This is a genomic window from Pseudarthrobacter woesei, assembly GCF_055412745.1.
On record NZ_JBVAYU010000004.1, the window covers coordinates 76743 to 98796 of the forward strand.

Here is a 22054-nt window from a genome sequence, read left to right on the forward strand (position 1 = left end):
CTGCGTGCTGCGTTTTGTCGAGCCGGAAGATTACTTCTTCAGCTCGCCCACGACGAAGTCGATGCACTCCAGCAGTGCCGACACATCGTCCGGCTCGATCGCCACGAACGTGGCAATACGCAACTGGTTGCGTCCCAGCTTGCGGTACGGCTCGGTGTCCACGATGCCGTTGGCGCGCAGCACCTTGGCGATCGCCGCGGCGTCGATGGAGTCGTCGAAGTCGATCGTCGCGATCACGTTGGAGCGGTCCTCAGCCTTCGCCACAAAGGGAGTGGCGTACTCCGAGGCCTCGGCCCAGCGGTAGATCCGTCCGGCCGAATCCGCCGTGCGCGCCGAGGCGAAGTCCAGTCCGCCGCTTGCGTTGAGCCACTGCACCTGGGCGTCCAGCGTGACCAGCGTGGCCAGGGCCGGGGTGTTGTAGGTCTGGTTCAGCCGCGAGTTATCAATCGCCGTCTGGAGGTCCAGGAAGTCCGGGATCCAGCGGCCGCCGGCCTTGATCCGGGCCGCACGCTCCAGCGCTGCCGGAGAAAACAGGCCAAGCCACAGGCCGCCGTCGGACGCGAAGTTCTTCTGCGGGGCGAAGTAGTAGACATCCGCCTCGGCCACATCCACGGCCAGGCCGCCGGCCGCGGACGTGGCATCGACCAGCACAAGGGAACCTTCGTCGGAACCGGCCACACGCCTGACCGGGGCGGCAACGCCGGTCGAGGTCTCGTTCTGGGGCCACGCGTACACGTCGACGCCGGCCTCCGCCTTGGCCTCCGGACGCGTGCCCGGCTCGGACTTGATGATGGAGGATTCCGCGAGGAACGGTGCCTTGTTCGTGGCCGAAGCGAACTTCGAGCCGAACTCGCCGAAGGACAGGTGCTGTGCCTTGTTCTCCACGAGGCCGAAGCTGGCAATGTCCCAGAACGCCGTGGAACCGCCGACGCCGAGGATGACCTCATAGCCTTCGGGGGCGCGGAAAAACTGGCTGAGGCCATTACGCACAGAGCCAACGAGGCCCTTGACCGGCGCCTGGCGGTGGGACGTACCCAGCAGCTTCGTCGACGCGGCGAGGGCATCCATCTGTTCCGGACGGACCTTGGACGGTCCGGCGCCGAACCGGCCGTCCCTGGGCAGGAGGTTTGCGGGGATCGTGATGCTGGTGTCGCTCACAGTGGCTCCAATTTTTGATCTGGTACAAAGCGCTGGTACAAAGTGTGGCTCCGGAGCTGGCCCGGCGGGGTGGCTGCAACGGAGCCTACTTTCATTCTGCCTGACTGCGCCGGACTGGCGGGAAAGGAGCCCGACATAGTCCGGTCATTGAAAACGTTGCCGGGGTACCGTGGGGCGCCGCGAAATTATCCGGACAAATTCAAAATAGGCTAGGCTGTCCTGCGAGCGTACGGCCGAGCTCGCCAGGGCTCATCCTGCACGCGGTACGTGGGAATGACGCAAGGACAGCGCTCGAGGAGCTGAGCTGAATGACGGATCTGATCGATACTACGGAGATGTATCTTCGGACCATTCTGGAGCTTGAAGAAGAAAACATCGTCGCCCTCCGCGCGCGCATCGCCGAGCGGCTCCGCCACTCCGGGCCCACTGTTTCCCAGACCATCGGACGCATGGAACGCGATGGTCTGGTGGTTGTTTCCGGCGACCGGCACCTTGAGCTGACCGAAACCGGCCGGAAACGTGCCATTGAAGTCATGCGCAAGCACCGTCTGGCCGAACGCCTCCTGGCCGACGTGATAGGCCTCGATTGGGCCTACGTCCACGAGGAAGCCTGCCGCTGGGAACACGTGATGAGCGAACGCGTGGAGCGGCGGATCTTCGAACTGCTCAACCACCCGACCGTTTCCCCGTACGGCAACCCGATTCCTGGCCTCGCCGAACTCGGAGGCCCGCCGTCCCCGCCGCACCCGGTCGGTGTCGTGAACCTGCTCGAAGCCATGGCCGGCTACGGAGCCGATTCCCGGATCACGGTCAACCGGCTTGCCGAGCCCATCCAGGTGGAGCCGGAACTGCTTGTCCAGCTCGACGAGGGCGGGATCCGTCCCGGTGCCCGAGTCTCGCTGGAGCGCGTCGGCGAATATATCTCGGTCCGAGTGCCGGATATCGAGGGGGCCCTCGAGCTGCCGCCCGAGGTCGCCGCCCATGTTTTTGTTACGGTCGGTTAACCCCACTTCAGCCATCACTTGTGGGATGACCCACAAGTTGTGCACTACTGCCGATAACGGATTTATCACCGGGCGGCTTAATCGCCTATAGTTGATGACTAGTACCGATACCAAAGCGTTATCTGATCCGAAGCCGAGCTCTGCCAGCGGATCAGTCGCAGAGTCACCTTCTGGCAGGGGCGGGGGAACCACTTCCGGCTGTTTCAACACAGCCTTGGGGTGAAGTCCGTCAGCGGCAAGCACACTCCAGTGAGGGACTTTTTTTGGATGCCTCTGTGTCTGGGTGCTTGCTACGGCGGACCGGGTCTTTGATCTCTCTGACCCGAATCCGACAGCTAACTTCGCAGGCTATCCAGAGAGGAACCGTTCTTGACCACCCAGACCGCCAGGGGCCGCCGCCGTGCGACCGGCCCCGCTCCGGAGCCGCGTCCGACCGCCGCCTCATTGGCCGACCGCCCACGCGACGCGCACCGCGATGAACGCCGCGGCCGCCGCAGCCCGTTCCGGCAGGTCACCGACTTCGCCGCCGCCAGCGGTGTTGGGCAGAAGGCCGGCATTGCCCTGGCCGCCACGGGTCTGATCCTGACAGTCACGGTCCCCGCGACCGGTCCGGTCACGGCCACCAACGCCGGTTCGCCCGCCGGATCAGTCTCCGCCGCCGCCCAGCCGGATGTTACTGCCGCTGCCGCCGCCAAGATCGACTTCAACCGCACCGCCGTCACCACCCAGGGTGATCCGGACGGCAAGCTCAAGCAACTGCTGAGCGCCCAGGCCGCCGGCACCATCACGCGTGCCGCCTCTTCGGGAAGCCTTGGTGCACCACTGGATCGGATGGACACCGTTTCAGCCTTCGGGCTGCGCGTCAGCCCCATAACCGGCGGTTCCGGCGAGTTCCACCGCGGCCAGGACTTTGCGGCCCAGTGCGGAACAGCAGTCCACGCTGCCGCCAGCGGCACCGTCACGTTCGCTGGATGGCACCCCTACGGCGGCGGCAACCGTGTGGTGATCGACCACGGCAACGGCCTGGAGACCACCTATAACCACTTGTCCTCCTCAAGCGTCCGCGTCGGCCAGCAGGTCTCCCGCGGCGATGTCCTGGCGATGAGCGGGACCACCGGCGCCTCCACCGGCTGCCACCTCCACTTCGAGGTCATGGTCAACGGCGAAGTCGTGGACCCCACCGGCTGGCTCTAAGCCAAGCCGATGGGTCACTCTCGCATTCCTGTGACACGCCGTGATCTGAATGTGACATTGAATCCCAACTGCTGTACCGTATGAGGTACGCCAACTTTTCCGAAGTTGGCGCTCTTGAGTGGATTGCCTAGCTCTGCCACCGCTCAAGGTCCGTTCGCATTACATCGTCTGGCAGGGGCGGGGGAACCAATTTTGGTCTTCGAAAGAAGACCTTGGGGTTAAGTCGCAAAGCTTCCCAGGAAGCGGCGCGGCCGGGTGACTCCCATCCGAATCCGACAGCTCACCTCGCAGGCATTGGGAGAGGCTACTTTTCGTGTCTTCACGCCACAATGCTGCGCTTCACCGCGCTTGCGCGGCTCTTACGAGCCCGCTGGAATCCAACGTTCGTGCTGCCCTTGCCGGCGCCCGGAATGGATCCCACACCGCCGTCTCAATCTCTGCTGAGTCCGGCCCGCAGGCCAAGCACCTGCATGCAGTTCCCGTTTTTGGCGCGTCTTCGCATTACACCCTTCGCTAAGTAACCCATTCGGGGCGATCCGGCGTACCCCCAAGATGCCGGAGCGTCCTCAGACTGCGCCCAAAAAGCGCTTTCCAAGGATCACGAAAGAGAGAACTTAATGACTACTCGTGCAATCGCACGGCACCGCGCCGAGGTCACCAAGACCAACTCGCTGGCTGTCATTGCCAAGGCTGTCGGCGACAACGCCGGCGGCATGGGCCGCCAGGCTGCAGTTATCGCTGCCGCTTCCGGTTTGGTTCTGACCAGCGGTATCGCAGCCAACGCTGCTGAGGCCAATGTTCAGCGCGAATCCACCTCCGCTTCCACGCTCGAAGTCCAGTCGGCATCTCCGGCAACCATCTCGGCTGCTTCCACGATTGCGATCTCCTACGAGAAGCCGGCAGTCACCACCACCCCGGCTCCCGTCGTCGAGGCCCCGAAGCCGGTCGTCAAGGTCCAGGAAGCTGCGACCGCTGCCAAGACCGCCAGCACCAAGGTCGGCGCCACCGCGGCTGTTGCCGCACCGGCTGCCGCTGGCGTTGCCAGCGGCAAGGGCTCCACGATCGCGGCTGCTGCCTACGCCCAGCTCGGCGTTGCGCAGGACTGCACCGCACTGGCCACGAACGCACTGGCCGCTGCCGGCATCAACTACCACGGCTGGCCGGCAGGGTACCTGTCCCTCGGCCGCACCGTGAGCGCCGCTGAAGCGCAGCCGGGTGACCTCGCCTACTACCAGAACGGTGGCGCGGGTATGGCCCACATCGCTGTATACGTCGGCAACGGCATGGCCGTCCACGGCGGCTGGAACGGCGGAACCACCTCTCTGCAAAGCGTCAACGTCGGCTCCGGCCCGGTCTTCATCCGCGTCGGCGGCTAAGAGACCAACTGCCAGCAACACCAAGGACCCCTGCCCCTGCGGCAGGGGTCCTTTGTGTTGCCGCGGGATGAATTTCAGCCGACACGGGTATCCTCCGGCGAAAAAAATTCGGTGATCCGGCACTCGCGTGTTTACTCTTGTGGTGTCGATCCATAGCCCGACCATGCACAGGGCAGCCGGCCCTCGTGCCCCTGGCGGGTGCGGCCGTGAAGAGGTATGCGGATGCGCACTCTCGTTCTGAATGCTGGATATGAACCGCTGGCGGTAGTGACCTTCCGCCGGGCGCTCGTTCTTGTGCTGACTGGAAAAGCCAGTGTCGTGGCCGAAGGCGACGATCCCGTCGTCGGGCCAACGGACATCCTCGGCCGGCCGTCGGTGATTCTGCTGAATCGCTACATCAGGCCCCGGTACAACACCAGGACGGCTGTCAGCCGCCGTGGCGTGCTCCGCAGGGACGGACAGCGCTGCGCCTACTGCGGTAAAGCTGCCCACACCATCGACCATGTCCACCCCAAATCCAGGGGCGGAGCTGATTCGTGGGAAAACCTCGTCGCCGCCTGCCTGCGGTGCAACAACACCAAGGGTGACCACACGCCGGCCGAGATGGGCTGGAAACTCAGCTTCCTCCCGGGGCCGCCGAAAGGCGCGATCTGGCAGATCAAAGAACTGGAAAAGCCGACGCCGGCCTGGGACCCGTTCCTGTTGCCGGAATCTGCTGCCTGACCCGGCCCGCCGCTCCCGGGTGAACGTGCCTGGGCCGCGCTAGGCTTGGCCGGTGGAATTCGATGCTGTCATTCTCGCCGGCGGGCGCTCCTCCCGCCTGGGTGGCGTGCCCAAGGCCGGGCTGGTGTACCACGGCGCCACCCTCCTGGCGCGTGCGCTGCAGGCCGCGCGGGACGCCGGGACAGTCGTCGTTGTCGGCCCGGACCCCGGAACGCTTCCCCGTGGTGTGCTGAGCTGCCGCGAGGACCCGCCGTTCGCCGGACCCGCCGCCGCCATCGCGGCTGGACTCTCAGCGCTCCAACTGCACCATGCTGGGAGTGGGAGTGGGAGTGGGAGTGGGAGTGGGAGTGGGGGTGTTGCGGCACCGCCGCTGACCCTTGTCCTGGCCTGCGACATGCCGCGGGTGGATGCCGCGCTGCGTGTGCTCTTCGAAGCCGCCGGAACCACCCGGCGTTCCGGCCCGTCCGCGCCGGAGGCTGAGCCCCAGGGCGACGGGGTCATGGCGCTTGCGGACGGGCGGAGGCAACCCCTTGTCGGCTTATATGGCACAACTGCGCTACAACGGTGCGTGGACGAAGCTGGGCGCCGTGGCGTGCTCACAAACGCCTCAGTATTTGCCCTTCTTGCTAGTCTTGATGTGCGGGAAGTTACTGTCCCCTCCGGGGCCACGGATGACGTGGATACGTGGGACGATGCCTCCGCACTTGGGGTATCCGGCCTGGTTCACGGCCACGATCCGGGCAACGGGTCCGGAGCCCCGCAGCTGAACCCAACCTTGGAGGCAAACGGTGAAGAGCCAGGATGAAACGCTGGAAGACTGGTGCCGTGCCCTGCTCCAGGCCCTGGAACTGGAGGACGTCGAGGTGGACGTCAACGAGGTCCTGGCTCTCGCGGGTGTCGCAGCACACTCCATAGTGCGCCCCGCCGCCCCACTTACCACCTTCATTGCCGGCTTTGCCGCGGGCCTGGCCGCCGGCTCCGGCCAGGCCACCGATGCTGTCTCCATGCAGGCCGCCATGGCCGTGGCCCGGAAGCTGGCCAAGGACTACGAGGCTAGCGAAGCTTCCGGGGCATGAGAACTGCACCCCCTCACGGCAGGGCGGCAGGCGGGGTCGGCCAAAGCCCAGACGGCCCTGCCGGACCGGCGGAGCCCGGACCGGCGGAGCCCGGACCGGAAATGCCGCACCGGCACCTCGCCCACACCTGGCAGGAAGCCCGGCAGTTCGCGTTCGACTGCGCTTCTCCCATTCCTGCCGCTCCCGTGCCGCTTCGCAGCGCGCTGGGACGCACCCTGGCGGCGGACGTGGCGGCGCTCCATGACATGCCCCACTATCCTTCCTCGGCGATGGACGGCTGGGCGGTCAACGGCAGCGGGCCCTGGATCCTTGCGGAACCCGGCCAGCGGCTGGCTCCGCACCAGGCAAGCCCCATCGTCACGGGCGGGCTGATCCCGGCCGGCGCGAAGGCCGTGCTGCGCAGTGAAAGCGGCAGCATCCGCGGGGACGAGGACGGGCTCCCGGTGCTGCAGACCGGCGGCGCCGCCAAGCCCGGGGAGCCGCGAAACGGCGAACACATCCGCAAGGCCGCCGAGGAAGCGGCCGCCGGTGACCTGCTCATCGGCGGCGGCACCATCCTTAACCCCGCCCATCTTGCCCTAGCTGCCCTGGCCGGCCACGACACCCTGCCCGTGCTTGGCAAGGCGGTGGTCCGGCTTGTACTCACCGGCTCCGAGGTCGTGGCCTCGGGCCTCCCGGAGCCCGGGGAGGTGCGCGACACCTTCGGCCCGCAACTGGCCGGCGTCGTGGACATGCTCGGCGGCATCTGCACCGACGAGGTCAAGATCGGGGACAGTTACGCCGAATGGCTCGCCGCCCTCGAGGACATCGAACCGGCCGGCGCCGACGGGGAAACTGCCCCCGGAGCGGCCGCTGCACCTGCGCCGGAGACGTTGCCCGCCGACGTCGTCATCACCACGGGCGGGACGGGCCGCTCCGGAACCGACCACCTCCGGCGCTCGGTCACCGAGCTCGGCGGTCGGCTGCTGATCGACGGCATCGCGATGCGCCCCGGCCATCCGGCCGTTCTTGCCGAGCTGCCCGACGGCCGCTTCATCCTGGGCCTGCCGGGTAATCCGCTCGCGGCCATGATGGCGCTCTCAACCATCGGCGCCCCGCTCCTGGCAGCGCTGGGGCACCGGCCGCTGCCGCCCGTCGGCGAGGTGCCCTGCGGCTCGATGATCGAACCGGATCCTGGCCGCACCCGGCTGATGCCGTTCCGCCTTCTCTACGGCATGGCGTCGCCGGCGCGGCATACAGGTCCGGGGATGATGCGGGGCCTGGCCGCCGCCGACGGTGTGCTGGTGGTCCCGCCCCACGGCGTGCAACTGGGGGAACTGGTCCCGGCCTTTGCGCTGCCGTGGGGCGCCCCCATCCCGCAGCCGGCAGCCGCCGGAGCGAAAGCGAAGGCCGCCCCAAAACGCCCCACCCGAAAGCCCGCCGGCACCGACGGGCCGGTGGACTGGAGCGCTCTGCTCGGATAGCCGGCAGCGCTTGGAAAACACCGTGCTGGCCACCCGGCCGTGCGCTTGCAATGATGGATCTATGTTGGTTAGGAGTACCTGATGGGCCGCGTAACGCAGCGCCGCAAGGTGCACAAATTTGTCCTGGACGGATCCCCCCAGGCGCTCGAGTTTCCGGTCCGCCACCGCGAGGACATCCTGGCCGTTGAAGAACCGCTGGAAATCCGGATCGGCAGCCTGTCCTACTCCGTCACGATGCGGACTCCGGGCAACGACTTTGACCTCGTGGCGGGGTTTCTGGTCTCCGAAGGCGTCATCTGGAGCCCTGAACAGCTCGTCTCCCTGCGGTTTTGCGCCGGCGAAGACGAAAACGGCGCCCAGACGTTCAACGTCGTCGAAGCCCAGCTGCGGCCCGACGTCGAGCGGCCGGACACAGGACGGAACATCTTCACGTCGAGTTCCTGCGGAATCTGCGGCACGGACTCGATCGAAGCCGTGCATAAGTCCTCGCATTTCAGCCCTGCCGCGGACCCGCTCACGGTGCCGCTGGAAACGCTCGCGTCGCTGCCGGAGTTGCTGCGGGAGGCCCAGGCCGTTTTCGACGTCACCGGCGGGGTTCATGCCGCGGGGCTGTTCCGGATCGCCGGCGACGGCTCCGCTGAACTGCTTTGCCTGCGCGAGGACGTCGGCCGCCACAACGCGGTGGACAAGGTGGTTGGCTGGGCCCTGCGCGAGAACATGCTGCCGTTGAGCGGAACCGTGCTGCAGGTATCCGGCCGGGCCTCCTTCGAACTTGTGCAGAAGGCCGCACTCGCCGGCATCCCGGTACTGGCGGCGGTCAGTGCGCCGTCCAGCCTGGCTGTCGAACTGGCGGAGGCCAGCGGAATGACCCTGGCGGGATTCAGCCGCGGGACCTCGCTGAACGTGTACGCCGGGCAGGGCCGTGTGTCCGTGCCCGCGTCCGTGGCGGGCTGACGGTCACACTTGGCCGGGCGCTTGGCCTCAGGCGCCCGGCGAAGTAGGTTTTATCCACCGACTGGATGCGATTCAGCGGCATCCACGCCAGCGAAGAGGATCACATTGCACGACGACCGCCGTCTTACGGAAGTCCGGCTGGACCGCTTTGTGCGCGAACGCATCATCCCCGCGGTCTACCCGCGCAGTGTTTCCCTCACCCTGAGCAGCTGGGATGTTCCGGATGAGCCGGTGCCGGTCATGGAGGCCCTCCGGCAAGAGTTCACCCCGCAGGAGCAGGGGGCGGCCTGGGGGAAACCCTGGAGCACCAAATGGCTGAGGCTGCAGGGCGACGTCCCGGACGGCTGGGGGACCGGGGTGGACACATCGGTGGAAATCGTGGTGGACCTCGGCTTCAGCGCAGACCTCCCCGGGTTCCAGTGCGAAGGAATCGCCTGGCGGCCCGACGGAACCATTATCAAGGCCATTTCCCCACGGAACCAGTACATCCCGCTCAAGCTGCTGGGCAGCGGCGTTTCCGTCGATTTCTACGTCGAGGCCGCGGCGAATCCCGACCTCTCGCAGGGATGGACCTTCGCAGCCACCCCCTACGGCGACAAGGCCACTGCGGGCAACGATCCGAAATACCGGCTGGGCCGGATCGTCATCGCCGAGCTCGACCAGACCGTGTGGGAGCTGCAGCAGGACATCTGGACGCTCAGCGGGCTCATGCACGAACTGCCGATGGAGCTGCCCCGCCGGCACGAGATCCTGCGGTCGCTGGAGCGGATGCTGGACATCCTGGACCCCGACGACGTGTCCGGAACCGCAGCCGCCGGCCGGGGCGCCCTCGCCGGTGTCCTGTCGCGGCCGGCCTACGCCTCGGCCCATCAGCTGCTCGCCACCGGCCACGCGCACATCGACTCCGCCTGGCTGTGGCCCGTCCGGGAAACCATCCGCAAATGCGCCCGCACGTTCTCAAACGTCGTCGCGCTGATGGACGAGGACCCCGACTTCGTGTTTTCCTGCTCCTCGGCCCAGCAGTTGGCCTGGATCAAGGAACTGTACCCGGAGCTTTTCGGGCGGATCCGCGAAAAGGTCATGACCGGCCAGTTCGTCCCGGTGGGCGGCATGTGGGTCGAATCGGACACCAACATGCCCGGCGGCGAGGCGATGGCCCGCCAGTTCCTGGAGGGCAAGAGCTTCTTCCTCGACGAATTCGGCGTGGAATGCCAGGAGGCCTGGCTGCCGGACACGTTCGGGTACTCCGCGGCCATGCCCCAGATCGTCAAGGCCGCCGGCAGCAAGTGGTTCCTGACCCAGAAGATCTCCTGGAACCAGGTCAACAAGATGCCGCACCACACCTTCAACTGGGAGGGCATCGACGGCACGCGGCTGTTCACGCACTTCCCGCCGGTGGACAGTTACAGTTCGGAGCTGAGCGCCCGGGAGCTGGCGCATGCCGAGCGGAACTACCGGGACCACGGCCGCGGCACAACATCGCTGGTCCCGTTCGGCTACGGCGACGGCGGCGGCGGACCCACCCGCGAGATGCTGGCGGCCGCGCGCCGCACGGCGGACCTCGAGGGATCTCCAAAGGTCCGGCTCGGCTCGGCCGCGAGCTTCTTCGGCCGGGCAGAAGCCGAATACCGGTCGCTTCCCGTCTGGGTCGGCGAAATGTACCTGGAATTGCACCGCGGCACCTACACCAGCCAGGCCAAGACCAAGCTGGGCAACCGGCGCAGCGAGCACCTGCTGCGGGAAGCGGAACTCTGGTGCGCCACGGCCGCGGTGCGCGGCGGCTACCGCTATCCGGCGGCCGAGCTCAAGCGCCTGTGGCGCCTCGTCCTGCTGCAGCAGTTCCATGACATTCTTCCCGGCAGCTCCATCGCCTGGGTGCACCAGGACGCCGAACGGAACTACACCGCCGTCGGAAACCAGCTGGAGGCGATCATCGCGGATGCGGCAGTGGCGTTGCTCGGCAGTGGCGAACGGGAGTTCTTGCTCAACGCAGCCCCGCACCAGCGCCAGGGCGTCCCCGCCCTCGCCGCCGCAGAGCCGGTCCGCGCGGAACACCCCGTGCTGGTCACCGAGTCCGGGGGCGGCTTCAGCCTGGACAACGGCATCATCCGGGCCGTCGTCAATGCAGACGGGCTGCTCGCGTCCCTCATGGACCACGCCAGCGGGCGCCAGGCGATTGCGCCCGGGCAGTGTGGCAACCTCCTGGAACTTCACCGGGACACTCCCAACGAATGGGATGCCTGGGACATCGACGCTTTCTATCGCCGCAACGTCGTTCCGCTGACCGAGGCCCGCTCGGTGACGCTGGAACGCGGTGGCCGGGATCCTGTCGTTGTGGTGGAACGGCTGGCCGGCTCATCCACGGTGACGCAGCGGATCTCGCTCGAGGCGGGCAGTGATTCCCTGGCGATTTCCACTGCCGTGGACTGGCAGGAGAGCGAGAAGCTGCTCAAACTCGGGTTTGCGCTCGATGTCCGGGCGGACCGCTCGGCCTCGGAGACCCAGTTCGGGCATGTGTTCCGCCCGACCCACCTCAACACGTCCTGGGAGGCGGCGAAGTTCGAGATCTGCGCGCACCGGTGGATCCACGTCGCCGAACCCGGCTATGGGGTGGCGGTTTCCAATTCTTCCACCTACGGCCACGACGTCACCCGGCACATCCGGGAGGACGACGGCGGGACGACCACCACCGTGCGGCTCTCGCTGCTGCGCGCCCCCAAGTTCCCGGATCCGGGCGCGGACCGCGGCCGGCATGAACTGAACGTGACGATTAGGCCCGGTGCCAGCATCGCCGGGGCCGTCGAGGAGGGCTACCGCACCAACCTGGCGCCGCGCGTGGTCAGGGGTGCCCATGGGGTGGAGCCGCTGTTTACCGTGTTGAACCAGGCGCTGGTCATCGAAGCTGTCAAGCTCGCTGAGGACGGTTCGGGGGATGTGGTGGTGCGCTTGTACGAGTCTCTGGGGGAGCGGTCCACGGGAATCGTGACGGCCAACTTCGACGCTTCCGGTGTCCACACCGTGGACCTCCTGGAGCGGCCGATGGTGTCACCGGGCGTGACTGCGGGCCGTAATACCGCGGAACTGGCCCTCCGGCCCTTCCAGCTTGTGACCTTAAGATTCGTGCGCCAAGGCGGGCGCCCCGACGCCCCCTGACGCCGAAGAATCCCGTTAAACAGGCTGAGTGGGAGCGGTCCTTCCGGACCGCCACCACTCATCCCCCCAATGGCGCTTGGACGACTGCCTCGGCTTCGCACGGTTTATTCCCGTCCACGAAGCGATTGCCGCTTTCACACATTCATGATTCTCTCACGGTCTAATGATTTTGTGAACGCCCTTTCGCCGTTCTTAATTAATGTTGCATTAGCGTTACCAGATTTGCTGGCGATCAGCCCGGAGAACCAGAACAGGGCGAGGCCCAGTACATAGCCCAGGACCGCTGAGTAATTGATCACATGCTGTCCAAGCGCCCACTCCGGAGGCGCGAAGGACGCCGGAATGCTCACGACCACGGCGAGGGCGCCGAGGAGCGTCAGCAGCGCAGCTGCCCGTACGAGCCGCGGCAGCGGGGTCCTGACCGCAGCCAGCAGGGGGGCTATAAGGATGATTGAGATGAAAGCCGGGTAGCTGCGGCCGGCGGCGGCATAGATCGGAGCGAGGACGGCGTTCCGCCCGCCGCTGGGAGAGAGCGCCTCCAACCCGGCAGAGGACCCTCTCGTGTCCAGGAGGAGGAAGAGCACCGCCACGGCCACGCAGCTGATGCCCAGGGCCCAGCGCCCCGTCCTCCCTGCAATCAGTCGGTAGCCCCTGGCCGCTGCGAGTCCACTGGCCACCCGCAGGCCGACCAGCAGGACGGCGGCGAAGACGAGGAACCGCAGGATGAGGTGGGTGAGGTTCCAGCCCCCCAGCACACCGTCGATCACTTCGTAGGGGCCGGAGACAGCGAGCAGGCTGCACAGCGCAGCCAGGAGCAGGATGCCAAAGACGGTTCTGTTTCGTCCCTGCAGGGCATCCGGAACGCGGAGGAGGAGCACGGTGCAGCACACTGCCAACGTGCCCCATTCAAGGATGGCCATCATCCCGGAGTCGTCCAAGTCGCTCCCTGCTCAGCTCACGGTCATCATCAGGAGACGACCGGTCGGGCCGCCGGCGTGCGCCTCGCCATCAGGCTGGAGATCCAGACGAAGGCCAGTCCCAGGGCGAGGCACAGAACAGAGGTGTAGTTGATGATGGCCTTCACATATCCAACTTCCGAGGGGATCAGGGGGAAGAAGGTGCCAAGCGCCATGGATGCGAAGGCGACGGTCAACAGCAGTGCTCCTATGCGTATAGCCTGGGGCAGTCTCTGGCTGATGGCCCGATAGGTGGCGGGAAGGATGCACGCTGCCACGTACGACGGGTAAAGGCGGCCTGCCGCCGCATACGATTCGATGAGTGCAGCGTTCTCAGGGCTCTTGGACGGCAGAGTGGTCAACCCGGTGACGGTCCCCGCGGTGTCGGCCAGCAGGAAGAGTGCCAGGGTCGCGATGCCAATGAGGGAGAGGATTCCAATTCCCACCGGCCCAACGATGAAGCGGATACTCCTCTGAGCATCGAACCCCTTGGCGATCCGGTACCCGGACAGCAGGACCGCCCCGTAGATGATAAAGCGCAGGATGAGGTTCGTGTAGTTCTCCGATCCAAGCCAGGAATCGATGGCGGTATAGCTCGCGTCCATACTCAGCAGAATAGCCACCGTCATAAACGCGAAGATGAAGAACAGCGACCGGTTCTCACCCCGTAGAGCACTCGGAATGCGGGCGATCGCGACGAGGGCGCAGACCGCCAAGGTGGTCCACTGCAGCATCGCGATCATCCGAGGTTCTCCCATATCTTTTCAGCTTGTGCTTGCTCCTGCTCGTGCCGACGAAGTGTCTTGCCGAGGGCTTGCAGTCGCTCGCCGGCAAGTGCCGTGAGTTCGCCGTCGGAAAGCGCGTCGAGGGCGGCCTGCCTGGCCCCGGGCGGCCAGCCTGCCTCGGCTTCCGTTATCAGGCCCGTTGCGACGAGTCCGCCCGTGAATCCTATTCCAGCCGAGCGCGCCGTCGCGACGGCCAGTTCCGGGGAGAGCCGGTTCGCGGTCAACTGCGCCGAATAGTTCTGCGGCGCGACGCCGGTGGCGGCCGAGACCCGGTGCCGCAGCTCGCCGTCGTCGATCGCATCAACCCAGTTCCGGACCGACGTGGCATGCGGGGCCGGGCTGAGCGGCGGCGTCCGCGAACTGCCGTGATCCCCGTAACCGCCGTACGCCGGAGAAGAGCGGGAAATGACCGCGCGCAGCAGATCCATGGTGGCAATCTGGCTGACCAGCTCGGCGGGAGCCGGCCGCTGCGGCTGCCCGGCCAGTCCGGCGAAGCTGTTGAAGGAGGCGAGGGCCGCCAAGGGACTCAATCGCAGGGCGCGGCTGATGCTGACGAGGGTGGTTTCGGCCACTTTCCCGCGCACCAGCTGCTGGGCCAGGGTGGTGCGCTTGATACCGGAGATCCTGCAGATGTCGGCCGTGCTCAACGTCGGAGCAACCCTGTGAAGCCAGAGTTGGAACGCCTTTGCGGGTAATGGCATCTATGGCTTCCTGCGGAATCGGTTGGACGTGTTTCTTCCGGCGTGCGCTTGCGACGGCTCGGCCCGGGCTGTGATTTTACGCGAGGTGCTGATTCAACTATGCTAAATGCTCGAACCCGCTGGTCCGTACACCCCCCAAGTCCGGACCGGCGGGTTCTTTTATGCCCGGCGGGATTTCGGCTGCTTTTCGGCGGTTTCCTGCCGTGGCGGGCTGCCGTCCGGGCTGCCCGTTTTGGGCCGCGGTGAGAGGATGGACTCATGACTGCAACCCTTGTTGCCAAGGACCTTTCCGGTGGTCACGACCACCGCACACTCTTCGCCAAACTCTCCCTGACCGTCGCGCCCGGCGACGTCGTCGGCGTCGTGGGTGCCAACGGCGCGGGCAAATCCACCCTACTCCGGCTGCTGGCCGGCGTCGACGAACCGCAGGAGGGCACCGTCAGTCTCGCCCCGGCGGACGCGTTCGTGGGCTGGCTGCCGCAGGAACACGAACGGATTCCCGGCGAGACGGTGGGCGGCTACGTCGCCCGCCGGACCGGCTGCGCGCAGGCCACCGCGGACCTGGAGTCCACGGCTGAAGCTTTGGGCGCAGGAGCGCCCGGCTCAGACGACGACTACTCCCTCGCCTTCGACCGCTGGATGGCCTCCGGCGCCGCCGATCTTGAGGACAGGATCCCGGCTGTGCTGGCGGACCTCGGACTCGAGGTAGGCCACGACGCCGACATGACAGGGCTCTCCGGCGGCCAGGCCGCCCGGGTGGCGCTCGCCGCGCTGCTGCTGAGCCGCTTCGACATCGTGCTCCTGGACGAACCGACAAACGACCTGGACCTCAACGGCCTGGCCAAACTGGAGGCCTTCGTGCAGGGACTCCGCGGCGGCGTGGTGCTGGTCTCGCATGACCGTGAGTTCCTGGCCCGCTGCGTGACCACCATCGTGGAACTGGACCTCGCCCAGAACGCCGTGTCGGTTTACGACGGCGGCTACGAGGCGTACCTGGAGGAACGCGCCGTCGCGCGCCGGCACGCCCGGGAACGCTTCGAAGAGTTTGCCAACACCAAGGCGGACCTCGTCTCCCGCGCCCGCACCCAGCGCGAGTGGAGCTCCCAGGGCGTCCGGAACGCCATGAAGAAGAACCCGGACAATGACAAGATCCGGCGCGCGGCCAGCACCGAGTCCTCCGAGAAGCAGGGCCAGAAGGTCCGCCAGATGGAGTCCCGGATAGCCCGGCTCGAGGAAGTCGAAGAGCCCCGCAAGGAATGGCAGCTGCAGTTCAGCATCGGGGCAGCGCCCCGCTCCAGCGCGGTTGTGGCGACGCTCCGCGGCGCCGTCGTGCAGCAGGGCGGTTTCACCCTGGGCCCGGTGAACCTGCAGTTGAACGCCGGCGAACGGATCGGCATCACCGGCCCCAACGGCGCCGGCAAGTCCACACTGCTCCGCCTGCTGCTGGGCATTCAGCGGCCGGATACCGGCGACGCGTCCATGGGCGCCTCGGTGGCTGTCGGCGAGATTGACCAGGCCCGCGGGCTGCTGGCCGGAGCACTGACGCTGGGCGACGCCGTCGAGGCCGTCCTCACGGACCACACTCCGGCCGAAGTCCGCACCCTGCTCGCCAAGTTCGGGCTCAAGGCGGACCACACCTCCCGCCCGGTGGATTCCCTGTCCCCCGGCGAGCGGACCCGGGCTGCCCTGGCCCTGTTGCAGGCCCGCGGCGTCAACCTGCTGGTCCTGGACGAACCCACCAACCACCTCGACCTGCCCGCCATCGAACAGCTCGAGGACGCTCTCGAAAGCTACGACGGCGCGCTGCTGCTGGTCACGCACGACCGGCGGCTGCTGGAAAACGTGCGCCTGGACGTGCGCTGGAACGTGGACAACGGCGCCGTCACCGAACAGCTGGGCCATACCGCCCCGAAAGGCAACAACGAATGAGCATGGACCGGGTGGCCTGGAGCTCCCTTTACAACATCACGCGCGCCTCGAGCGGCTCCAAGCCGTTCTCGAAGGAGCTGCTCAGGCGGGTATTCGGCTTCGCCCGGCCGCACCGGGGCAAACTGATCGCCTTCGTGCTGCTCTCGATCGTGATGGCCGTGCTGGCCGTCGCCACCCCGGTCCTCGCCGGGCAGGTGGTTGACGCGATCATCGCCGGTGCCGGCACCGACGTTGTGGTCCGGCTCGCCGTGCTGATCGCCATCGTGGCGGTGGCGGAAGCCGGGATCGGCCTGATCACGCGCTGGCTGTCCTCCATCATCGGTGAGGGCGTGATCGTGGACCTGCGGACCCGGGTGTTCGACCATGTGCAGAAGATGCCGATCGCCTTCTTCACCCGCACCCGCACCGGGGCGCTCGTCAGCCGGTTGAACAACGATGTGATCGGTGCGCAGTCGGCCTTCGCCGGAACGCTCTCCGGCGTCGTCAGCAACGTCGTGGCACTGGCCCTCACCCTCGTGGTGATGCTGGGCAAGTCCTGGCTTGTCACCGTGCTTGCCATGATCCTGCTGCCGATCTTCCTGATTCCGGCCCGCCGGATGGGCTCCAGGCTGGCCGACCTGCGCCGCGAAGCCGCCGAGCACAATGCCGCCATGGGCACCCAGATGACCGAGCGGTTCTCCGCCCCCGGCGCCACCCTGGTGAAGCTCTTCGGCCGCCCCGATGAGGAGTCGCGCGAATTCGCGCTCCGCGCCGGCCGCGTCCGGGACATCGGTGTGCGCACCGCCATGCTGCAGTTCACCTTTGTCACGGCCCTGACACTCGTCTCCGCCCTGGCCCTGGCCCTGGTCTACGGCCTGGGCGGCTTCCTGGCGCTGCAGGGGCAACTGGCCGCCGGCGACGTCGTCGTGCTGGCGCTGCTGCTGACCCGGCTCTATGCGCCGCTCACGGCGCTCTCCAATGCCCGGGTGGAGATCATGAGCGCCCTGGTCAGCTTCGAGCGCGTCTTCGAGATCCTGGACCTCAAGCCGCTCATCGAGCAGAAGCCCGACGCCGTATCATCGCCGTCCGGCCCGCTCTCGGTAGAGTTCGACGACGTCCGGTTCGCCTATCCCTCGGCGGACAAGGTCTCGCTGGCCTCGCTGGAAGACGTGTCCACACTGGATACCCGCGGCGGCGAGGAGGTGTTGCACGGGATCAGTTTCCGGGTGGAACCGGGCCAGACCGTTGCCCTCGTGGGTTCATCAGGCGCCGGAAAGTCCACCATCGCGCAACTGCTTTCCCGCTTGTACGACGTCGATTCTGGCGCCGTCCGCTTCGGTGGCGCGACGCCGGGCACGGGCGTGGACGTCCGTGACCTCACCTTCGATTCGATGCGCGAAACCCTCGGCATGGTGACGCAGGACGGGCACCTGTTCCACGAAAGCATCGCCGCCAACCTGCGCCTGGCCGCACCGGCCGCGACCGAGGAACAGATGTGGGATGTGCTGCGCCAGGCCCGGCTCGAAGACATGATCCGCTCCCTGCCGGATGGCCTGGACACCGTGGTGGGGGAGCGCGGCTACCGGCTCTCCGGCGGCGAACGCCAGCGTCTCACCATCGCGCGCCTGCTGATCGCGCAGCCGCGCGTTGTCATCCTGGATGAGGCCACGGCCGCGCTGGACTCGACCAACGAAGCCGCGGTACAGGACGCGCTCGGCGCCGCGCTTCGGGGCCGCACCGCCGTCGTGATCGCCCACCGGCTCTCCACCATCCGCGCCGCCGACGTCATCCTGGTGGTGGAGGACGGCTCGATCGTGGAGCGCGGAACCCACACCGCACTGCTCGCCGCCGAAGGCCGCTACGCGGAGCTGTACCGGACCCAGTTCGCCGAGGCCGCTGCGGTGGTCGACGAGGCGGTTTCCGAGTACTAGGGGTGCCGTTGGCGGAGTTGCCGCGCCGCGCTATTTCGAGGCGAGGGCCGGTAAGACGTGGTCGGTGAGCAGCGGGGCCAGGTCGTTCGGCAGTTCACCGTCGAGTTCCAGCCAGCGGATCTCGGCAATTTCGGCGGAGGGGCGGGCGCTCCAGACCCCTGGGGCGGTAAAGACGGTGGCCTCGATCTGTGTGGCCGCCTCGTTGGCGGCGTCCGCGAGCCAGATCCCGAGGAGCTCCAGCTCTTCCGGCGCCAGTACGATTCCCACTTCTTCTTCCAGTTCGCGCGACGCCGTCTCGGCGGCAGTCTCGCCCGTCTCCGGCTTGCCGCCGGGATGCATAAACTTATCCGTGCCCTTCTTGCGCACGGTCAGGAGCCGTCCGGCGTCATCAAAGACGCAGACTGCGGAGACAACAATGAGCGGATTCATTCCTGCGGGCCCGGCAGCTGGCGGCGCAGCACGGAGTCGAGCTGTTGGTCCTTGGCCGGTCCCGTGACGTCCCAGCGGTAGCGGAATTCGTCCGGGCCGGTTCTGGTGTAGCTCACCCGGTAGGTGTCCGGGGCGCACCAATGCTGGTCGTGGTTGCTGTGCGCGCCGAACCCCATCCGGTGGAAGGGCCGGCCGTCCGGGAAGAGCACATCCATCGTGTCCGGTGACTCCGTGGAGCGCAGCAGGTAGTCGCGGCTGGCAGCCCCCGTAAAGGGTTCGCCGCTGAGGGAGGTCCAGGCGATGGTGCCTTCTTCGCGGAGGCGGAGGCCGCCGTCGTCCCGTGCGTCGTCACCGTGAGCGCTGTCCGCACCGCTGCGGGGAGTGAAGCGCGCGACGCCGGTGAAGGCACCGCGGGTGCCGGCGGCCCGGTCCAGCAGGGTGCGTTCCACGTTCCAGCCGCCCAACAGGTAGGCGCGGAGGTCGAAGTCCGGAGCGGTGTCCGGGGACTGGGGGTTCAAGTGCCCTCGATTGGAATCGAACCAACGACACCGGCTTTAGGAGAGCCGTGCTCTATCCACTGAGCTACGAGGGCGGGCATCCGGGTTGGCCGGCCGAGGCCGGCCCGTTCGGACACGGATATAAGCATACAAGGTGAGGGCCCGTACTACGCTCTTGCCATGACTGTCCCAGCCTCCGCGGTATCCAAGAACACCATCTACATCCCGGATGTGCCCTCCACCCGGTTCTATGCGGGTGCCCTGGCACTGCTGAGTGTGTTGCAGTATTTTGTGGCGGAGGCGGCCGTGATCGGTGCCTGGGCGGGATCCGCGCCGTACAGCCGCCGGACGGGTTACATCAGCGATTTGGGCGCCGGCGGCTGCGGGGTGTTCGACGGCCGGGACGTCTGCTCGCCGGCGCATCTGCTGATGAATGCCTCGTTCGTGGTCCAGGGCGTTGGGATGATGGTGGGCGCCGTGCTCCTCAGCTCGGCCCTGTTGTGCACGGCGGCACGGGCCGGGGCACAGTTCACGCCGGCCTCGGCGGGCCGGACGCCGTGGGCCGCCGCGATCATCGCCCGCACGCTCACCGCCGTCGCCGGTGCGGGCACAGTTCTGGTGGGGCTGGTGCCGGAGGACGCCGGCTCCGGCTGGCACGCGGTGGGCGCGGTGGCGTACTTCGCTGCCGGAGCAGTGGCCCTTCTGGTGCTCGGCCGGCTGTGGCTCCGGCAGTCCCCGCTGGGATGGTTTATCCTCGCATGCGGCGTGGTGTCCCTCGGCGCGCTCATCACGGGCGGTGTGACGGGCATGGAGGTGCCGGAGCCCGGCAGCCTGGAACGGCTGATGGGGTACCCGATCACCATCGGCATGGCAGCGGTGGGGCTTGTCGTGGCACAGCGCGTGCGGCAGGAGCGGACGGCGCGGAGGCTTGCGCGGCCGCAGCGGCTTGCGCGGCCGCAGAGTGCGGCCGAAAGCCGCGAGCAGAACTGACCCCGCACGCCCGCTGATTGCCGGCAGCTACTGAGGCGCCACCGTCGGTGCGGCGGACGCGGTCGCCATGATTTTCAGCAGTTCCTCGTCCCGCAGCTTTGACCACGGCGATTCCGGCGAGCCCTGCAGGGCGGCCTCGGGGCTGTTCGTCTGGGTCCACCACTTCGCTTCGAAGACGCGGCCCTCGAAGAGGACGCGGTCGCCCTTGCGGTACACCGTCGCCGGCTGCCACTGGGGGGCGGTACCGGCGGGGGCGGAGAGCTGGGGAGTCGGCCTGTCGCCGGGCAGCACCGGGCCGATGATGCGCCACGGCGTGGCGGCGCCCTGGAGAACCGGGTCATCCGGGGTGTCCGCGCGGGTCCACCACTTGGCCTCATAGACGTTGGAGTGCCAGACGATCCGCTCGCCGGTGGTGTAGGCGGTGGTTTCGCTCCACACCGGGTACGGGCTGGTGGAGGGATCGTCGCTGACGGCGGGAGCCGCCGTGGGCTGTGTGGAGGCCGTCGGTGCAGCTGCCGGAGCGGTGACGCCGGCACCGAGGATCGCGGCAAAGCTCGCTGAGCCCTGGTCCACGCCGCTGCAGCCGTCCGAGACCTGCTGGACGTCGGGGTAGTTGGGGCTGCAGGTCCGGTCGCGGTTGAGGGACCACATGGACAGGCGGCCGACGCCCTTGGCGCTCGCGTAGCCGCTAAGCTCCTGCGCGTCCTGGAGGGTGAAGATTTCACCGGCAACGTCATTCTGGCCGATCATCGGGGTCAGCCCGACCTTGCGCCAGACGGTTTCGCCGCCCAGCTCGCTCCCCGCCGCCCGGTACAGGGCGGTGAGCTGCCCGTGCGTGGCCTCCGCGGCGGAGACGGCATTCTCGTACATCGAGCGGCCCGGCAGCTTGCTTCCGCCATAGTCCATGGTCATGACGTTGACCCCGGCGAGCTCGGTGCCCGCGGAGATCATCCGGCGCACGGCGTCGGTGCCCTCCGTCGTCATACCGTTGGGGTCGGCCGGAAGCGTCAGCCAGACGCTGAGGTCCTTGCCGTCGCGGCGGCGGTCCTGCTGGAGAGCCGCGATCGCCGCGGAGCGCCGGTCCAGGGCGGCGACGTCGCTGAGGGCCCCGCCCTCGATGTCCAGATCGATGCTGCTGACGTTGTAGCGGTCGACGACGGCACGGTAGGCAGCCTCGAGCCGCTCCGGGTTCGTACAGCTGGTGGCCAGTTCGTTGTTGATCAGTCCGCCGAAGGAGACGGACACGGTCCCCCCCAGCTGCTGGAGCCTGGCCACGCGGCGATCTAGGTCCAGGGCCGAGCCGGCCTCGTCGAGGGAGTACGCAGCGCCCCAGGTGGGGGCACAAGCGTCCTTGGCATCGGCCACCACGAAGGACAGCACCACGTTCTCGGCCTCCTTGGACACCGGCGCCTCGAAGGCGTACCGCGGAGTCGCGGTGACGTCGACATAGCCGGAGAAGATAGAGGGGATGGCCTCGGCTGCCCGAACGTCCTGGAAGTTGTCCCACGCGCCTACTCCGCCGATGACGGCGGCCACCACGACGCCGGTGAGGACGCCCAACCGAGCGAGCGATAACTTGCGGCCTGGGAATCTTTCGGACACGGGGCCCCCTTATGTCATTAAGTGATCTGCCGGTCACGTGCCGGCCAGGAGGATCAGTTCGAGTTATTTCCGGGGTGTCTGATGTCCGGCAACGGTCTGACCTTGCATTATCATAAGGGCACTCACTGGAACATTCCGGTGCATCGTGCGCGAT

Annotated in this window: 19 protein-coding genes, 1 tRNA gene and 2 riboswitches; of the genes, 12 read left to right on the forward strand and 8 right to left on the reverse strand. The window is 67.3% G+C overall.

Annotated elements, in window-relative coordinates:
• Nucleotides 1–30: 30 nt before the first annotated feature.
• Nucleotides 31–1158, reverse strand: a complete 1128-nt coding sequence (serC, locus tag ACZYZE_RS07805; RefSeq protein ID WP_459318557.1) for a phosphoserine transaminase — start codon at nucleotides 1156–1158, stop codon at nucleotides 31–33.
• A 308-nt stretch (nucleotides 1159–1466) separates the two neighbouring features.
• Here serC and ACZYZE_RS07810 point away from each other — a divergent pair, with 308 nt between their 5' ends.
• The 9 genes from ACZYZE_RS07810 to ACZYZE_RS07850 all read left to right on the forward strand — a co-directional run bounded on the left by ACZYZE_RS07810 (nucleotide 1467) and on the right by ACZYZE_RS07850 (nucleotide 12101).
• Entirely contained in the window at nucleotides 1467–2162 is a 696-nt protein-coding gene (locus ACZYZE_RS07810) for an iron-dependent transcriptional repressor DtxR (RefSeq protein WP_459318556.1), read from the forward strand.
• 151 nt (nucleotides 2163–2313) lie between these two features.
• A riboswitch (cyclic di-AMP (ydaO/yuaA leader) is annotated at nucleotides 2314–2527 on the forward strand.
• A gap of 4 nt (nucleotides 2528–2531) precedes the next feature.
• Nucleotides 2532–3356, forward strand: coding sequence for a M23 family metallopeptidase (locus ACZYZE_RS07815; RefSeq protein ID WP_459318555.1), 825 nt, complete (start codon nucleotides 2532–2534; stop codon nucleotides 3354–3356).
• Nucleotides 3357–3494: 138 nt separating this feature from the next.
• Nucleotides 3495–3664, forward strand: a riboswitch (cyclic di-AMP (ydaO/yuaA leader).
• A 309-nt stretch (nucleotides 3665–3973) separates the two neighbouring features.
• Nucleotides 3974–4732 (forward strand): NlpC/P60 family protein, encoded by a 759-nt coding sequence (locus ACZYZE_RS07820; protein ID WP_459318554.1) that lies wholly within the window; start codon nucleotides 3974–3976, stop codon nucleotides 4730–4732.
• Nucleotides 4733–4954: 222 nt separating this feature from the next.
• Nucleotides 4955–5455, forward strand: coding sequence for an HNH endonuclease (locus tag ACZYZE_RS07825; protein ID WP_459318553.1), 501 nt, complete (start codon nucleotides 4955–4957; stop codon nucleotides 5453–5455).
• A gap of 124 nt (nucleotides 5456–5579) precedes the next feature.
• Nucleotides 5580–6260, forward strand: a complete 681-nt coding sequence (gene mobA, locus ACZYZE_RS07830) for a molybdenum cofactor guanylyltransferase (protein ID WP_463907368.1) — start codon at nucleotides 5580–5582, stop codon at nucleotides 6258–6260.
• Nucleotides 6244–6531, forward strand: coding sequence for a DUF6457 domain-containing protein (locus ACZYZE_RS07835; protein WP_459318551.1), 288 nt, complete (start codon nucleotides 6244–6246; stop codon nucleotides 6529–6531). The genes mobA and ACZYZE_RS07835 overlap by 17 nt, the downstream gene beginning before the upstream one ends.
• A gap of 101 nt (nucleotides 6532–6632) precedes the next feature.
• Nucleotides 6633–7994 (forward strand): molybdopterin molybdotransferase MoeA, encoded by a 1362-nt coding sequence (locus ACZYZE_RS07840; RefSeq protein ID WP_463907225.1) that lies wholly within the window; start codon nucleotides 6633–6635, stop codon nucleotides 7992–7994.
• An 81-nt stretch (nucleotides 7995–8075) separates the two neighbouring features.
• The gene (gene fdhD, locus ACZYZE_RS07845) at nucleotides 8076–8948 is read left to right on the forward strand and encodes a formate dehydrogenase accessory sulfurtransferase FdhD (RefSeq protein WP_463907226.1); all 873 of its coding nucleotides are present in this window, start codon (nucleotides 8076–8078) and stop codon (nucleotides 8946–8948) included.
• Nucleotides 8949–9053: 105 nt separating this feature from the next.
• Nucleotides 9054–12101, forward strand: a complete 3048-nt coding sequence (locus ACZYZE_RS07850; protein WP_463907227.1) for an alpha-mannosidase — start codon at nucleotides 9054–9056, stop codon at nucleotides 12099–12101.
• A gap of 134 nt (nucleotides 12102–12235) precedes the next feature.
• Here the strand turns inward: ACZYZE_RS07850 and ACZYZE_RS07855 are convergent, their stop codons facing one another.
• The 3 genes from ACZYZE_RS07855 to ACZYZE_RS07865 are packed head-to-tail and all read right to left on the reverse strand — an operon-like array spanning nucleotide 12236 to nucleotide 14543.
• The gene (locus ACZYZE_RS07855; protein ID WP_463907228.1) at nucleotides 12236–13039 is read right to left on the reverse strand and encodes a hypothetical protein; all 804 of its coding nucleotides are present in this window, start codon (nucleotides 13037–13039) and stop codon (nucleotides 12236–12238) included.
• A 29-nt stretch (nucleotides 13040–13068) separates the two neighbouring features.
• A complete protein-coding gene (locus tag ACZYZE_RS07860) occupies nucleotides 13069–13815 on the reverse strand; it encodes a hypothetical protein (RefSeq protein ID WP_463907229.1) in 747 nt (248 codons plus the stop codon).
• Entirely contained in the window at nucleotides 13797–14543 is a 747-nt protein-coding gene (locus ACZYZE_RS07865; protein ID WP_459318545.1) for a hypothetical protein, read from the reverse strand. Before ACZYZE_RS07865 ends, ACZYZE_RS07860 begins: the two co-directional genes overlap by 19 nt.
• Nucleotides 14544–14801: 258 nt before the next feature.
• Between ACZYZE_RS07865 and ACZYZE_RS07870 the strand changes: the two genes are divergently transcribed.
• On the forward strand, nucleotides 14802–16472 hold the full coding sequence (locus ACZYZE_RS07870; protein WP_463907230.1) for an ABC-F family ATP-binding cassette domain-containing protein: 1671 nt from the start codon (nucleotides 14802–14804) through the stop codon (nucleotides 16470–16472).
• Nucleotides 16469–18382, forward strand: a complete 1914-nt coding sequence (locus ACZYZE_RS07875; protein WP_463907231.1) for an ABC transporter ATP-binding protein — start codon at nucleotides 16469–16471, stop codon at nucleotides 18380–18382. The genes ACZYZE_RS07870 and ACZYZE_RS07875 overlap by 4 nt, the downstream gene beginning before the upstream one ends.
• Before the next feature lie 30 nt (nucleotides 18383–18412).
• On the opposite strand, the gene ACZYZE_RS07880 is transcribed toward ACZYZE_RS07875, so the two are convergent.
• The 3 genes from ACZYZE_RS07880 to ACZYZE_RS07890 form a co-directional block, all read right to left on the reverse strand.
• Nucleotides 18413–18811 (reverse strand): NUDIX hydrolase, encoded by a 399-nt coding sequence (locus ACZYZE_RS07880; RefSeq protein ID WP_463907232.1) that lies wholly within the window; start codon nucleotides 18809–18811, stop codon nucleotides 18413–18415.
• On the reverse strand, nucleotides 18808–19329 hold the full coding sequence (locus ACZYZE_RS07885; protein ID WP_463907233.1) for a DUF6314 family protein: 522 nt from the start codon (nucleotides 19327–19329) through the stop codon (nucleotides 18808–18810). The genes ACZYZE_RS07880 and ACZYZE_RS07885 overlap by 4 nt, the downstream gene beginning before the upstream one ends.
• Nucleotide 19330: 1 nt before the next feature.
• Nucleotides 19331–19403: transfer RNA gene (locus tag ACZYZE_RS07890), tRNA-Arg, on the reverse strand.
• Nucleotides 19404–19488: 85 nt separating this feature from the next.
• Here ACZYZE_RS07890 and ACZYZE_RS07895 point away from each other — a divergent pair.
• Nucleotides 19489–20298, forward strand: coding sequence for a DUF998 domain-containing protein (locus tag ACZYZE_RS07895; protein ID WP_463907234.1), 810 nt, complete (start codon nucleotides 19489–19491; stop codon nucleotides 20296–20298).
• Nucleotides 20299–20325: 27 nt separating this feature from the next.
• Here ACZYZE_RS07895 and ACZYZE_RS07900 read toward each other — a convergent pair whose 3' ends face one another.
• Nucleotides 20326–21900: a chitinase gene (locus tag ACZYZE_RS07900; protein ID WP_463907235.1), complete on the reverse strand. Its 1575-nt coding sequence runs from the start codon at nucleotides 21898–21900 to the stop codon at nucleotides 20326–20328.
• Nucleotides 21901–22054 lie beyond the last annotated feature (154 nt).